Raw genomic sequence first — 14,092 nt, 5'->3', positions numbered from 1 at the left:
CCCCTAATCTTGCAAAAAGTATAGAGATTCACTCTTCATGACTCGGGGTGCCCTTCTTTGTGAAGGCTGAGAAATACCCGTATTACCTGATCTGGATAATGCCAGCGTAGGGAAGTCTGATGCCTGACCGCATTCGCCTTCTTGTCCGCCGGTTGGGAGCTACGATGATACAGCCATCTCAACACCTTTCTGCCGCGCAGTTCGCGCCCCTCCTGCATACCTTTCGCCGTCAGTCACCGCTGGTGCACTGCATGACGAATGACGTGGTGCAGAACTTTACCGCCAACGTCCTGCTGGCACTCAATGCGTCACCCGCGATGGTGATCGATGCTGACGAAGCGGCACAGTTCAGCGGCTTTGCGGATGCCCTGCTGATTAACGTCGGGACGCTGACGCGTGAGCGTCAGCGGGCGATGCAGGCAGCGGTTAGCGCGGCGCGGGAGGCGGGCACGCCCTGGACGCTCGATCCGGTCGCTGTCGGTGCCCTGACGCTGCGCAGCGACTTCTGCCAGCAATTATTAAGTCAGCAACCGGCGGTGATACGCGGCAATGCGTCAGAGATTCTGGCGCTGGCGCAGCAGGCCAGTGGCGGACGCGGCGTGGATACGCTGCACCCGGCAGATGCGGCGCTCGACGCGGCGCGGCAGTTGGCGAAAGAGTGGAACACGCGGGTCATCGTTACCGGTGAAGTGGACTACGCAACCGATGGTCAGCGCACTTTTGCCATTCGTGGCGGCTCTCCCATGCTGACGCGGGTTGTGGGAACCGGCTGTGCGCTTTCGGCGGTCGTGGCCGGGTTCAGCGCACTGCCCGGCGATGGCCTGCTGAATATTGCTGCGGCCTGTCAGGTGATGGCGACAGCCGGTGAAAAGGCAGCGGGGCAGGCGAATGGGCCCGGCAGCTTTGCCACGGCGTTTCTGGATGCACTCTGGACCCTGGAGGGCGATCATGAAACGCATTAATGCCCTGACCATTGCCGGCACCGATCCCAGTGGTGGCGCAGGGATCCAGGCCGATCTGAAAACGTTCTCGGCGCTGGGCGCTTACGGCACCAGCGTCATCACTGCGCTGGTGGCACAAAATACGCAGGGCGTGCAGGCTGTTTATCGCATCGAACCGGACTTTGTCGCCGCCCAGCTCGATTCTGTGCTGAATGACGTGCGTATCGACAGCGCGAAAATCGGCATGCTGTCAGAAACGGCTATCGTGGAGCAGGTGGCGGCGCGGCTGAAGCAGGCGGCGATCCCTTTTGTGGTGCTGGATACCGTGATGGTGGCGAAAAGTGGTGATGCGCTGCTCTCACCGGACGCCGTCGCCAGCGTTCGTGAGCGGTTGCTGCCGCAGGTTTCGCTGATCACTCCGAACCTGCCAGAGGCGGCGGCCCTGCTGGGTTGCGCCATTGCCACCGATGAGACGGAGATGCGCGAACAGGGGCGGGCGTTGCTGGCGCTGGGCTGTCAGGCCGTGCTGATGAAAGGAGGGCATCTTACGGCAGCGGAGAGTCCCGACTGGCTGATTACACCATCGGCAGAGCAGCGGTTCAGTACACCGCGCGTGAAGACCCGTCATACGCATGGCACCGGCTGCACGCTGTCGGCGGCACTGGCCGCATTGCGTCCGCGTCATGACGGATGGGCGACGACGATTGAGGAAGCGAAAAACTGGCTGCAGCAGGCGCTGATGCAGGCGGATTCGCTGGAGGTCGGGAAGGGCATCGGGCCGGTTCACCATTTTCATCAATGGTGGTAAGAGAGACTGCCCGTCTCGCCCGGATAATCAGGCGAGGCGGGAACCCTCGGGAGGGATTCAGGGGGCTTCAAACCAGGCGCTGTTGCGCTCAGCAATCGGGGTTATGGAGAAGATCATCTCCTGCAGGTGATGACGCATGGCCGCTTCGGCGGCATCGGCATCGTGCTGTTTCAGCGCGGCATAAATCTCTTCATGCTGCTCAATGACCTTTTCCGGCGGTGAGACTTCACTCAGCGTCAGGAAGCGCACCCGATCCATCGTCGCTTTGATATTCTCGACCGTTTCCCAGGCCAGCTTGCAGTCAATGCTTTCCGCGATCAGACGATGAAACTCATCGTCAAGCGTGAGGAACGCCTGGCTGTCATGCCGCTCCGCCGCCATCCGCTGCAGTTGCAGATTGTGCTCCAGCGTCATCAGCGCCGAGTCACCAATCTCCAGCGCGGCACGACGAACCACCGACACTTCCACCGCCTCACGGATAAAGCGGCCATCCGCGACCCGCTTAGCGGAGATTTTACGCACGAACGTGCCGCGCTGCGGCAATACCTGTACCAGTCCGGCTTCCGCCAGCTTGATAAACGCTTCGCGCACCGGCTGACGTGAAACGCTGAAGCGTGCGGAGACCTCTTTTTCAGAGAGCAGCGAACCTGGCTGAATCGCGCAGGTGACAATATCTTTGCGCAGATAACGGTAAATCTGCTGATTGACCGGTTCGCTGGTGGTAATGGTATAGGCGCTCGACATGCAGCAATATCCCTATTACGGCTGGCATACGCCAGTGCGTTGGCAAAGTGTCAGTCTAATCAGCACGCTGCGTCTGCGCCAGCGCTTTATTGTCCCGCCTTCAGCCGCGATTCAGGCACTGATGCACTGTGGCACGCGCGCCCTGGCTGGTCAGTTGCTGATACCAGGCCGTCAGTCGGGCGACCACGTCGTCGTTCTGCAGCAAATCATCGCCAAACACTTCGCGGAGGGCGAGCAGCGCCCTCACGCGCGCTTCACCCTCTTCGCTGGCGGCAACGCACTCCGCCAGTTTTTTCTGCATCGGGTCACGGATCTCAATCGGCTGGCCCTGTTCATCAACGCCGCCCACATAGCGCATCCAGCCCGCGACGCCAAGCAGCAGCAGGTCGCAGCGGCTGCCACGCTGCAGGTGCCAGCGCAGACTGTCGAGCAGGCGCTGCGGCAGTTTTTGTGTGCCGTCAGTGGCGATCTGCCCTGTGCGATGCTTAATCGCACGGTTTTCATAGCGGGCGATCAGCGAATCGGCATAGGCATTCAGATCCACGCCCTGGGTGCGCAGCGTCGGGGCCTGTTCATCAATCATCAGTGAACGGGCGGCGGCGCGGAAATGGGGATCGGCCACACAGTCGCTGATGTACTCATACCCCGCCAGAAAGCCGAGGTAGGCCAGGAAAGAGTGACTGCCATTCAGCATGCGCAGTTTCATCTCTTCATAGGGCAGTACATCACTGACCAGTTCCGCACCCGCTTTCTCCCACGCCGGGCGACCATTAACGAAGTTATCTTCAATCACCCACTGAAAGAAGGGTTCTGCTTCAATCGCGACCGGATCTTCACATCCCAGACGCTTGTGCAGCGCGGCCAGTGCGGTGTCGGTCATGGCCGGAACGATGCGGTCCACCATGGTGGAGGGGAAGGTGATGTGTTGCTGAATGTACTCTGCCAGCGCAGGATCCTGACGCTCCGCCAGCTGGGTCACTACATTGCGGGTCACATGCCCATTCTCCGGCATGTTGTCGCAGGACATCACGGTGATGGGCGGTAATCCCAGCTCGCGGCGACGGCGGATCGCCGCCAGAATGACACCGGGCACCGTGCGGGGGGCTTGCGGATTCTGCAGGTCATGGACGATATCAGGATGATCGCTGTTTAAATTGCCGCTGGCGGGCAGATGGCAGTAACCCTTTTCGGTCACGGTCATGGAGACGATGGCGATATCCGGCTGGCTCATGGCGTTGATCACGGCTTCGATACCGTCTTTGTCGCCTTTCAGGGCGCTGGTGATGACGCCGATCACCCGGGTCTGCTGAGACCCATCCGCCAGCTCTGTGAGGGTGTAGAGCAGGTCCTGCTGGCGCAGCGCCGTAATCAGTCCGGTGCTGTTCATGAGATTGACCTCACAGTAGCCCCAGTCGCTGCCCTGTTCTTCGGCCAGCCTGTCGCTGCACATCGCCTGATGTGCGCGGTGAAAGGCACCAAAACCGATGTGTACCATGCGGGTCTTCAGTTTGCTGCGGTCGTAGGAGGGGCGTTTAACCTCAGCAGGCAGGCGATCAATCTGTAACATAATCCGTCCTTTTGAAAAGCGGGGCGCTCAGCGCCCCAGTCAGCGTTCTGTTAGCGGAACAACACTCAGACCGAAACCGGTTTGTCCTGGGTTTTCGGACTGCGAATCACAAACAAGACCAGGAAGGCGCCCAGCGCGGCGACACAACCGGCCAGCACGAAGGCGCTGTCGAATTTGCCGGTGTGCTGAACAATAAAGCCGGTGACAATCGGCCCGATGATGCCGGAGAGGCTGCCTGTCAGATGGATGAAGCCGCTGATGCTGCCGATGCGACTCTTATGTACCACATCCTGAATGATGGCCCAGTAGATCGCGCCGGTGATGTAGAGAAAGAAAATCGATACCGACATCATAATCACGGCAGGCACGACCTCTTTTATCGTACCCGCCAGCGCCACGCAAATTGCCGCGGCCAGCAGTGAGACCACCAGCACAATTTTGCGTGACAACAACAGCTTGCCGGTGATGTTAAAGATTTTATCGGAGATCCAGCCGCCCAGCGCCAGACCGACGAAACCGACGATCCACGGGATCATGGTGGTGATACTCATCGATTTAATATCCAGGCCGTGTGCCTGCACCAGATAGGCCGGGAACCAGCTCAGGAAGAAGAACAGGATGTAGTTGTAGCAGAAGAAGGCAAACGCCGTGACCAGGATAATCGGCTGGCGCAGGTAGTAACCAAACGGATGAGCCGTTTCTGACAGGTCAACCTCATCGTTCGGACTGGTCGCCTTGAGGCGTTCGATCAGCAGCCGCTCTTCTTCAGTGACGCGCTTGCTCTTCGCCGGATTGTCCGCCGCGAAGAAGAGCCAGAATGTCATCCAGACCAGCCCGATGCAGCAGACAATCACAAACGCCGGACGCCAGCCGTAAGCCAGGGCCAGATAGCCAATAATCGGACCGGCGACGGCACCGCCCAGCGGCGACCCGGCACTCAGTAAGCCCATGGCTGTCGCAGCCTGTTTTTTCGGGAACCAGCCGTTAATCGCTTTGTTAGCCGAGGAGCAGATGGGGCCTTCTGCCATGCCGAACAGCACGCGCAGGATCAGCAGCGACCAGAAGCCGGTGGCCAGCGCGGTCATACCACAGAAGATGGACCACGCGGCCACCGCTACGGCCAGCACAATCTTAGGGCCAAAGCGGTCGGTGGCGAGGCCGCCGACAAAGTTGAACAGGGCGTAGCCAAAGAAAAAGCTGCCGAAAATCATGCCGAACTGCTCTGCATTGATCGCCAGATCTTTTTCAACCAGCGGAACCGTCAGGGAGAGCGCGACACGATCGAGGTAATTGATCATGTAAACCAGAAACAGCAGTAAAACGAGGGTCCAGCGCAGATTCTTGAACATAAAAACTCCGTGATCTGTTTTCTCTTTTTAAGTGTGCCAGCGCGAACGCTGGCTCAGGACACCTGGTGTTCAGCAACGCATTACCCCATCTGCAGGATCACTTTGCAGCAGGTGCGCGGATCTTTTTCGAACAGGGTCATCGCGCGCTCAATCTCCTGCAGGGGGAAAGTGTGTGTGACCAGTTTTTCCGGCTGGATTAACCCTTTTTCTATCCAGTCGATCACCTGCGGAAAGCGGTTGCTGTTCAGACGTGAGGTAAACAGCGACAGCTCTTTACTGGTCAGGCTCTGCTGGGTCAGGCTGCAGGGTTCACCGGAGAAGCCGAGCAGGCCGATACGCGCCGCCGGTGAGGCGAGTGCGACGGCTTCCGCCAGAATGGCGGGATGGCAGGCCGCATCAATAATCAGCGTGGGCTGCACGCCCTCCAGCTGCGCTGCCAGCGGGATCGCGCTGTTGTCGAACAGCTGGTCGGCACCACTCTGTTCAGCCAGCGCCAGACGTTCCGGCAGCCGATCCACCACCATTACCTTTTTCACCTTATAGACGCCTTTCAGCACCTGAATCGCGGTCAGTCCCATCGGGCCAGCACCATAGATCAGCGCCACGTCGTCCGGCTGCGGCCTGAGAAAGGCCGTGATATTGGCCGCGATGGTAAACGGCTCGACCAGACTAGCGAGCTGGTCGGGAATGGTGTCCGGCAGGCGCCAGGCATTTTTAGCCGGCGTCAGCGCATACTCACTGAAGCCGCCGTCACGATGCACGCCCGTCACCTGCAGCGTGGTGCAGACGTTGGGGCGGCCCACCGAGCAGGGATAGCAGCTGCCGCAGCTCACCACCGGATCGACGGCAACGCGTTCCCCCAGACGGGCAGTATCAACACCGTCACCGACCGCATCGATCACGCCGAAAAATTCATGACCAATCACCCGTGGATATTTCGCAAAGGGATTATGGCCATGCCAGATATGCACATCTGAGCCGCAGATGCTGGCATAGGCCACCTTCACCCGGACTTCCCCTGGCGCAGGCTGCGGCAGGGGACGTTCAGCGACGACCAGCCTGCCCGGTTCTTCAATTACAACGCTTTTCATAACGGTCTCCTTACCAGTTCCAGAGGGTGCCATCTTCAAGACGGGCGACCGGCAGATAGGCGGGTTCATAGGGATATTTCGCCGCCAGTTTTTCGTTGAAGTCGATGCCGAGGCCCGGCTTGTCGCCAGGATGCATATAGCCCTGGTCAAAAGTCCAGCTGGCGTCAAACAGCTCCATCATCTGCTCAGAGAAGCCCATATACTCCTGCACGCCGAAATTGGGCACCCAGAGGTCGAAGTGCAGCGCCGCGGCCATGCAGATCGGGGAGAGGTCAGAGGGGCCGTGTGAGCCGGTGCGCACCTGATAGAGCGACGCAAAATCAGCGATGCGTCGCATGCCGGTAATGCCGCCCGCGTGGGTAATGGTCGTGCGGATATAGTCGATCAGCTGCTCTTCAATCAGCTGCTTACAATCCCAGATGCTGTTGAACACTTCGCCCACCGCAATCGGTGTGACGGTGTGCTGGCGAATCAGGCGGAAGCATTCCTGATTCTCAGCCGGCGTCGGATCTTCCATCCAGAACAGACGATAATCTTCCACGCTTTTGCCAAAGCGCGCCGCTTCAATCGGCGTCAGACGATGATGCATGTCATGCAGCAGATGCTCATCGAAACCGAACTTATCGCGGATCGCGGCGAACAGTTTCGGGGTGAAATCGAGGTATTTTTCCGTTGACCAGAGCTGCTCTTCCGGCCAGTTACCTTTGGTCGCCGGTTCATAGGCCAGTCCTTTCCTTTTCGCCATGCCGTAGGTGGTCTTCATGCCCGGCACGCCGCACTGGGCGCGAATCGCCTTAAAGCCCAGCGCTTTGTGCTTCGCGTAATCATCCATCACTTCATCGATGGAGTGACCGGTGGTGTGGCAATAGACCATCACGCCCGTGCGGGAGGCGCCGCCCAGCAGCTGATAAACCGGCATGTTGGCCGCTTTGCCTTTGATATCCCACAGCGCCATATCGACCGCCGAGATCGCAGACATGGTGACCGGGCCACGACGCCAGTAGGCCCCTTTGTAGAAGTATTGCCAGATGTCTTCGATCTGATGCGCATCGCGGCCGATCAGCTGAGGGCAGACATGATCTTTCAGGTAGGAGGCGACCGGCAGTTCCCGGCCATTGAGGGTCGCATCACCAATGCCGGTCAGACCCTGATCGGTGGTGATTTTGACGGTGACAAAGTTTCTGCCTGCGCAGGTTACAAATACTTCTGCTTTTACAATCTTCATCCTGTTTGCCTTGAGTCAGCCTTCGATGATGAAAACGTACGCGCATTAATACTACCATACAAGTTAAAAGGGCAGAGTTGTGAAGCCAGTCACATGCTGTTTTTATCGCCAGAAAAAGCGTGTGAAAACAGGGGCGTATGTTAATAAAGGTAACATCAGGAGGGGAGGGAGAAACAAAAAGGGGGCGCTGCCCCCTCAGCATCAGGAGAGTAAGGCACACTGCGGAGGCAGACGGCAGCTCAGCGCGCCTGCCATTACCTCAATCACAAATTCGCGTCCGGAGAGCGGTTCACCATCCAGGTTAAAGGTCATCTCATGAGGCGACCGGATCGTCAGTGATTCCAGCTGCGTGGTGACGATGCCGGGATTGTCATCATCGCCGGTCAGGGAATGGAACAGGGTCGGCAGCAGCTCCTGCGCGGTGACGATGCTGACATCAAGCCGCCCGTCGTCAATCAGGGCAGAGGGACACAGTCGCTGTCCGCCGCCTGCCTGACGCCCGTTTCCGATGCCGATCACCAGCGCATCACCCTGCCAGGCAAAATCGGGACCGCTGATCTCACAGGTGTCGGGTTTCAGCGTGTCCATGCGCATCAGGCCGTGAATAAAGTAGGAGACACCCCCCAGCGCCGATTTCAGCTTTTCCGGGGTTTCTGTGGTGATCCGGGTGCCGAAGCCGCCAGTCGCCATGTTAATGAAGTAGTGACTCTGGTTGACCCGGGCCAGATCGATGGCACTCGCTTTGCCCTGAATCGCCAGCCGCAGTGCCGGCTCCATCTCTTCCGGGATACCGACGCTGGTGGCAAAGTCGTTGGCGGTGCCCAGCGGCAGAATGCCCAGCACCGGGCGATGTTCCGCTTCCGAAGCCGCCAGCGCCGTCGCAACTTCGTTGATGGTGCCATCGCCGCCACCGGCAACCACGGTAGCAGCCCGCAGCGTAATCGCCTCTTTGACATAGCGATCGCCGTCGCCTTTCTCAAAGGTGACGCGCACCGCAATCTCAAAGCCTTCTTCCCGCAGGGTCGTGATAGCATCGCGCAGATCGTCATTACCGGCGCCTTTCCCATTCAGGATGAGCAGCGTAAGCGGTTTATTGTCCATTGTGCGTTCCTTGATGATCTACAGAGTAGGAGGGGGAAGGTATAACACAGCTTCCAGCACCAGATTATTGGCGAAAGCATGAAAAAAGAAAACCCGCACGGGGGAGCCGGGCGGGTAAATGAGGTGGTTCCTGGTAAATCTGCCGTTTGTTGTTACTCGTTAGCAGCAGGCGGGACTATAAAGCAGCCCGGCGCAGGGGTCTGTGATCCTGTTCTGATTTCATCAATTTGTTTCCGTTGGTAAACGATTATGAGGCGCCCGGGTATCTTCGCCGTGATCGAAGTTACGCAGCAGCAGCGCAAAGCGCAGATCCACCGCCTCAGGCACCCGCAGCCAGACGCGATGACCGTCACCCGGTGCCACGTCGGCGGGTTCGCCACGGCTGTCCTGCAGCGCATCGAGCTGGCACTGCAGGTTGCCGTCGGGCGTCATGATCTCCACGCTGTCGTGCAGCATGAACTTATTTTTTACCGCCACTTCGGCCCATTCGCCCCGGCGTTCGCCGGTAAACTCGCCCACAAACTGCTGACGATCGGAGACGGAAAAGCCCTGCTCATAGTTCTGGTAGCTGTCGTGAGTGTGACGACGCAGAAAGCCTTCGGTATAGCCGCGATGTGCCAGACCCTCCAGGGTGAGCAGCAGTGACGCATCAAAGGGTTTTCCCGCGGCGGCATCGTCAATCGCGCGGCGATACACCTGGGCGGTGCGCGCGCAGTAGTAGTAGGACTTGGTGCGCCCCTCAATCTTCAGCGAATGGACGCCCATCTCGCTGAGCCGCTCCACATGTGCCACCGCACGCAGATCCCGCGAGTTCATGATATAGGTGCCGTGCTCATCTTCGAACGCGCTCATCACTTCGCCGGGTTTCATCTTCTCTTCCAGCAGGAACACCTTGTCGGTCGGCTGACCGATGCCCAGCGCTGGCGTCACCTCCTGCACCGTCACCGGCTGGTGGATGCCGACAATGTTGCCCACCTCATCCTGCTGGCCTTCTGCCACTTTGTATTCCCAGCGGCAGGCGTTGGTGCAGGTGCCCTGGTTCGGATCGCGTTTGTTCATATAGCCGGAGAGCAGGCAGCGGCCGGAATAGGCCATACAGAGCGCACCATGAACAAAGACTTCCAGCTCCATCTCCGGCACCTGCTGACGGATTTCGGCGATCTCCTCCAGCGACAGCTCGCGCGACAGAATTACCCGGCTCAGCCCCATCTGCTGCCAGAACTTCACCGTGGCCCAGTTGACCGCATTGGCCTGCACCGAGAGGTGGATCGGCATCGCCGGAAAGGCCTCACGCACCAGCATAATCAGACCCGGATCGGACATAATCAGCGCATCAGGCTGCATCGCCACCACCGGCGTTAAGTCACGAATAAAGGTTTTCAGCTTGGCGTTGTGCGGCGCGATGTTGACCACCACGTAGAATTTTTTGCCCAGCGCGTGCGCTTCGTTGATGCCCAGCGCGAGATTTTCGTGGGTAAATTCATTATTACGCACCCGCAGGCTGTAGCGCGGCTGACCGGCATAGACGGCATCGGCACCATAGGCGAAGGCGTAACGCATGTTTTTCAGCGTCCCGGCGGGGGAGAGCAGTTCAGGTTTCATGGGATTCTCACTGATGTCAGGTCAGTATGCCGCCAGAGGCGGCAGCGGCAGGGCTGTGAAGCCCTGCAAAAGGTGCGGAATTGTAGGCAGTGAGAAAAGGGAAGTAAATTGATCGGGATCAAACTAGATCAAATGACAGGCATCCGCTTCCCAGCGATAGCCCATGCCGTAAACGGCACGGATAAAGGGTTGCTCGCTGTCGAGATTCTCCAGCTTGCGCCGCAGATTCTTGATATGGCTGTCGATGGTGCGATCGGTTACCACGCGGTAATCATCATAGAGATGGTTGAGCAGTTGCTCGCGCGAAAAGACCTTGCCCGGTTCCAGCGACAGGGTTTTCAGCAGACGAAACTCGGCCGGGGTTAAATCGAGCGGCTTATCACGCCAGCTGGCCGAAAAGCGGCTCTCATCGACTCTGAGCAGCGAACTGCTCTGCGGCTCTTCCGCCGAACGTTTTACCCGGCGCAGAATGGTCTTAACCCGCGCGACAACTTCCCGCGGGCTGAAGGGTTTACAGATATAGTCATCGGCACCCAGCTCCAGCCCCAGCAGCCGATCGATCTCCTCGGTGCGGGCGGTGACCATAATAATCGGCAGTTCCGAATGACGGCGGATTTCCCGGCACAGCGTTAAACCGTCGGTGCCCGGCAGCATCAGGTCCAGCAGCATCAGATCGGGTGGGGTCTGGCGCACATAATCCAGCACGCCGTTGCCGTCGGCGATGTGATGGGTGCGGTAATTAGAGGCGTGCAGATAGTCGATCATCAGCTGCGCCAGTTTGGGCTCATCTTCGACCACCAGAATCAGCGGGTCGTGGTTTTCCAGGCTCATAAGCGTCTACGCAAGGGGAACATAGCGCAAGTGTAGCGCGATTTTCAGTCCACCTAAATCAGAGTGCGACGCAGAGATATCGCCGCCGTGCGCGTCTGCAATGTTCTTACAGATGGCGAGGCCGAGTCCCGATCCGCCGCTGGCCCGATTACGGGAGCCTTCGGTGCGGAAGAAGCGTTCAAAAATCTGCGCCTGATGTTCCCGATCCACGCCCGGCGCGCTGTCATCAAACTCTACCCGCCAGTGCGGAGCCTGATACTTCAGCGTCACCTCAACCCGGCCACCACTGTCGGTGTAGCGCAGGCTGTTCTCCAGCAGGTTAGTGAAGAGCTGCATCAGGCGATCGGGATCGCCGAAGAAGGGAGCATCATCGGGCAGGTTCAGCTTTAACGTCAGGCCATGTGCGCGGTAGCGTTCGGCAAAGCTGCCCGCCGTGACTTCCAGCAGCTGCACCAGGTCGGTCGCCTGTTTGCGGTAGGCCAGGGCACCCTCATCCGACAGCGACAGCTGATGCAGGTCATCCACCAGCTTGGTCAGCACCACCACTTCACTCTGCAGCGAAGCGATCGCTTCCGGCGTCAGTTTGCGCACGCCATCCTGCATCGCTTCCAGTTCACCGCGCAGAATAGCCAGCGGCGTGCGTAACTCATGGGAGATATCCGCCATAAAGGCGCGGCGCATGCTTTCGTTTTTCTCCAGCGAGCTGGCAAGAAGGTTAAAGTCACCGGCCAGCTGGCCCAGTTCGTCCCGGCTGCTGACTTCGACGCGGGTGGCAAAGTTGCCCGCAGCCAGATGATGGGTGCCGTCGACCAGCCGTTTGACCGGGGCCAGCAGCCCGCGCGCCATCAGCCAGGTGGCCAGCGCCGCCAGCAGCGTCGAGAGGCCAACGATAATCCAGCTGGTGCGGCGCTGCTGCTGATCGAAGTTAATGTCGGTGCTGCGCGTCAGCCGCTCCGGCGGGGAGCCGATAACCCAGCCGACCACCTTACCGTTGCTGGTGGTGATGTTGCGTCGCGTGCCCTCGGGCGGCACCGGCGTGGGCGGCCCGACCAGCACCCTGTACTGCTGGTCGAGGATCCAGAACTGGGTGCGCCAGCCATGCGGCGGCAGCTGACTGTTGCCCGGATTCTGCTCCAGCGAACGCAGCATGGTGAACACCAGGCGGTCGTTGTGGCGCAGGAAATCCCAGTTGCCGTGCTGCTCATACTGATCGGCCAGCGCATCGCCGAGCAGGCTCAGGCGCTGCTGATTGCCGCGCTTGATATAGTCGACAAAGCCATGCTCAAAGCTGAGGCGGACTCCCCAGTGCATGGTAATCAGTACCAGCATGCAGGTGGCGAAAATCGCCATAAACAGTTTGGCCCCGATACCCAGGCGCAGGTTAACTCTCATTGTTTTCTCCGGCGTCGCAAATCGACGTTGCTACTCACCTGCGGCGGAACGCGCCAGAAGATCAGCGCGGGCAGGATAATAATCAGTGACATGCACAGGTAGGTGTAAATAAACATCTGATGTTCTGCTGCGCTGTTGGCTGCGCCCTCCTGAGCAAAGGCGCCCAGCAGCAGCCCGGCGACGGTGACGCCAATACTCATCGACAGCTGCATAATCATCGACAGCAGGCTGTTTCCGCTCGACGCCAGCGTGTCCGGTAGTTCTTTCAGCGTCAGCGTGTTCATCGAGGAGAAGCGAATGGCATTGACCATGCCCTGAAGAAACAGCACCAGCGGCAGCAGCCAGACCCAGCCCAGGATCGCCACCAGCGGAAACAGCAGCACCACCAGCGCCAGCGCCACGGTCGACATCACCAGCACGTTGCGGTAGCCATAGCGATTAACGATGCGCACCACAATACGCTTCATCCCCATGTTGCCCAGCACCATCGGGATCATCATCAGACCGGCGTGGAACGGGCTGTAGCCCATGCCGAGCTGCAGGAAGATGGGCGTCATAAAGGGCAGCATGCCGCTGCCGATACGGCCGGTAAAACTGCCCAGCAGGCCGATAGCGTAGAGGCGGTTATCAAACAGCTTCAGGCTGAACAGCGCGTTATCATTGCCGCGCGCGTGCATCAGGTAGAACAGCAGCGAGAACAGGCCCGCGAGGATCATCGCACCCAGCAGCAGGGCGGAGCCGCCGCTGCTGCGCTGACCGTCCAGCGCCAGCGTCAGGGTCGCCATACCGGCGGCCAGCAGAAAAAAACCGGCAAAATCGAAGCGGCGGGTCTGCATGCTGTAGTTGGGCATCAGCATCAGGGTGGCAATCGCGCCGGCGATGCCGACCGGGATATTAATCAGGAAGATCCAGTGCCAGCTGGCGTATTCGACCAGCACCCCGCCCAGCGCCGGGCCCAGCAGCGGGCCAATCTGGCCGGGCAGGGTGACAAAGGTCATGGCGGACATATACTGCTCACGTGGAACGATTTTCATCACCGTCAGTCGCCCCACCGGCACCATCATGGCACCACCAATCCCCTGAACCACCCGCGCCAGCACCAGCTGATCCAGCGTGCCGGAGAGGGCACACAGCAGCGATCCCAGACTGAACAGCAGGATCGCGCTGAAGAAGATGTTGCGCACGCCAAAGCGATCCGCCAGCCAGCCGCTGACCGGCAGCATCACCGCCACGGTGAGGACGTAATAGACGATCACCGCATGCATGTGCAGCGGGCTGACGCCCAGATCGTGCGCCATCGCCGGAATAGCCGTATTCACGATGGTGGTGTCCAGCGTCTGCATAAAAAAGCCGATGGCGACAATCCACAACTGCCAGCGGACGTTAGTGCTTTGCGTACTCATCCCTTCCCCCGATTCAGCCGATCTGCCCGGTGGCCTGC

11 protein-coding genes, 1 pseudogene and 1 riboswitch are annotated in these 14,092 nt (G+C 59.4%); of the genes and pseudogenes, 2 read left to right on the top strand and 10 right to left on the bottom strand.

The genetic code is table 11. The features are described 5' to 3' along the window. Window positions 1–33 precede the first annotated feature (33 nt). Window positions 34–130, top strand: a riboswitch (TPP riboswitch). Between the two features lie 34 nt (window positions 131–164). Both thiM and thiD read left to right on the top strand, forming a co-directional pair. Then, window positions 165–962 carry a hydroxyethylthiazole kinase gene (gene thiM, locus AC6I7A_RS12400; protein WP_082668170.1) on the top strand — a complete coding sequence of 266 codons (798 nt, stop codon included), beginning with the start codon at window positions 165–167 and terminating at the stop codon, window positions 960–962. Further along, a complete protein-coding gene (gene thiD, locus AC6I7A_RS12395) occupies window positions 949–1,749 on the top strand; it encodes a bifunctional hydroxymethylpyrimidine kinase/phosphomethylpyrimidine kinase (protein ID WP_058956698.1) in 801 nt (266 codons plus the stop codon). The genes thiM and thiD overlap by 14 nt, the downstream gene beginning before the upstream one ends. 57 nt (window positions 1,750–1,806) lie before the next feature. Here the strand turns inward: thiD and AC6I7A_RS12390 are convergent, their stop codons facing one another. The 10 genes and pseudogenes from AC6I7A_RS12390 to AC6I7A_RS12345 all read right to left on the bottom strand — a co-directional run. Next, complete coding sequence (locus tag AC6I7A_RS12390; protein WP_046102212.1) at window positions 1,807–2,493, bottom strand: GntR family transcriptional regulator; 687 nt, start codon at window positions 2,491–2,493, stop codon at window positions 1,807–1,809. Window positions 2,494–2,593: 100 nt separating this feature from the next. Then, window positions 2,594–4,060, bottom strand: a complete 1,467-nt coding sequence (locus AC6I7A_RS12385; RefSeq protein WP_498003695.1) for a mannitol dehydrogenase family protein — start codon at window positions 4,058–4,060, stop codon at window positions 2,594–2,596. A 65-nt stretch (window positions 4,061–4,125) separates the two neighbouring features. Next, entirely contained in the window at window positions 4,126–5,409 is a 1,284-nt protein-coding gene (locus AC6I7A_RS12380) for an MFS transporter (RefSeq protein WP_058956697.1), read from the bottom strand. A gap of 80 nt (window positions 5,410–5,489) precedes the next feature. After that, a complete protein-coding gene (locus AC6I7A_RS12375) occupies window positions 5,490–6,500 on the bottom strand; it encodes a Zn-dependent oxidoreductase (RefSeq protein WP_058956696.1) in 1,011 nt (336 codons plus the stop codon). 10 nt (window positions 6,501–6,510) lie between these two features. Next, a complete protein-coding gene (gene manD, locus AC6I7A_RS12370; RefSeq protein ID WP_058956695.1) occupies window positions 6,511–7,725 on the bottom strand; it encodes a D-mannonate dehydratase ManD in 1,215 nt (404 codons plus the stop codon). A 201-nt stretch (window positions 7,726–7,926) separates the two neighbouring features. After that, window positions 7,927–8,826, bottom strand: a complete 900-nt coding sequence (gene yegS, locus AC6I7A_RS12365; RefSeq protein ID WP_046102207.1) for a lipid kinase YegS — start codon at window positions 8,824–8,826, stop codon at window positions 7,927–7,929. Window positions 8,827–9,048: 222 nt separating this feature from the next. Next, complete coding sequence (gene trhP, locus AC6I7A_RS12360) at window positions 9,049–10,428, bottom strand: prephenate-dependent tRNA uridine(34) hydroxylase TrhP (protein ID WP_058956694.1); 1,380 nt, start codon at window positions 10,426–10,428, stop codon at window positions 9,049–9,051. 123 nt (window positions 10,429–10,551) lie between these two features. Beyond that, window positions 10,552–11,259 (bottom strand): envelope stress response regulator BaeR, encoded by a 708-nt coding sequence (gene baeR / locus AC6I7A_RS12355; RefSeq protein ID WP_009089220.1) that lies wholly within the window; start codon window positions 11,257–11,259, stop codon window positions 10,552–10,554. A 6-nt stretch (window positions 11,260–11,265) separates the two neighbouring features. Then, a complete protein-coding gene (gene baeS / locus AC6I7A_RS12350; protein ID WP_058956693.1) occupies window positions 11,266–12,651 on the bottom strand; it encodes an envelope stress sensor histidine kinase BaeS in 1,386 nt (461 codons plus the stop codon). Beyond that, window positions 12,648–14,066 (bottom strand): annotated as a pseudogene (locus tag AC6I7A_RS12345) (MFS transporter); the annotation flags it as partial. The pseudogene AC6I7A_RS12345 and the gene baeS, both read right to left, overlap by 4 nt. Window positions 14,067–14,092 lie beyond the last annotated feature (26 nt).

The organism is Type-F symbiont of Plautia stali (assembly GCF_059731105.1).
The sequence above is the reverse complement of the archived record's forward strand: the minus strand, read 5'-3'. Positions and strand labels throughout refer to the sequence as shown.

What these genes read in the sequence shown, in the direction of transcription:
- yegS (WP_046102207.1), bottom strand. Translation starts at nt 8,826, where the DNA reads ATGGACAATAAACCGCTTACGCTGCTCATCCTGAATGGGAAAGGCGCC.
- thiM (WP_082668170.1), top strand. Translation starts at nt 165, where the DNA reads ATGATACAGCCATCTCAACACCTTTCTGCCGCGCAGTTCGCGCCCCTC.
- manD (WP_058956695.1), bottom strand. Translation starts at nt 7,725, where the DNA reads ATGAAGATTGTAAAAGCAGAAGTATTTGTAACCTGCGCAGGCAGAAAC.
- baeR (WP_009089220.1), bottom strand. Translation starts at nt 11,259, where the DNA reads ATGAGCCTGGAAAACCACGACCCGCTGATTCTGGTGGTCGAAGATGAG.
- AC6I7A_RS12390 (WP_046102212.1), bottom strand. Translation starts at nt 2,493, where the DNA reads ATGTCGAGCGCCTATACCATTACCACCAGCGAACCGGTCAATCAGCAG.
- thiD (WP_058956698.1), top strand. Translation starts at nt 949, where the DNA reads ATGAAACGCATTAATGCCCTGACCATTGCCGGCACCGATCCCAGTGGT.
- AC6I7A_RS12380 (WP_058956697.1), bottom strand. Translation starts at nt 5,409, where the DNA reads ATGTTCAAGAATCTGCGCTGGACCCTCGTTTTACTGCTGTTTCTGGTT.
- AC6I7A_RS12375 (WP_058956696.1), bottom strand. Translation starts at nt 6,500, where the DNA reads ATGAAAAGCGTTGTAATTGAAGAACCGGGCAGGCTGGTCGTCGCTGAA.
- trhP (WP_058956694.1), bottom strand. Translation starts at nt 10,428, where the DNA reads ATGAAACCTGAACTGCTCTCCCCCGCCGGGACGCTGAAAAACATGCGT.
- AC6I7A_RS12385 (WP_498003695.1), bottom strand. Translation starts at nt 4,060, where the DNA reads ATGTTACAGATTGATCGCCTGCCTGCTGAGGTTAAACGCCCCTCCTAC.
- baeS (WP_058956693.1), bottom strand. Translation starts at nt 12,651, where the DNA reads ATGAGAGTTAACCTGCGCCTGGGTATCGGGGCCAAACTGTTTATGGCG.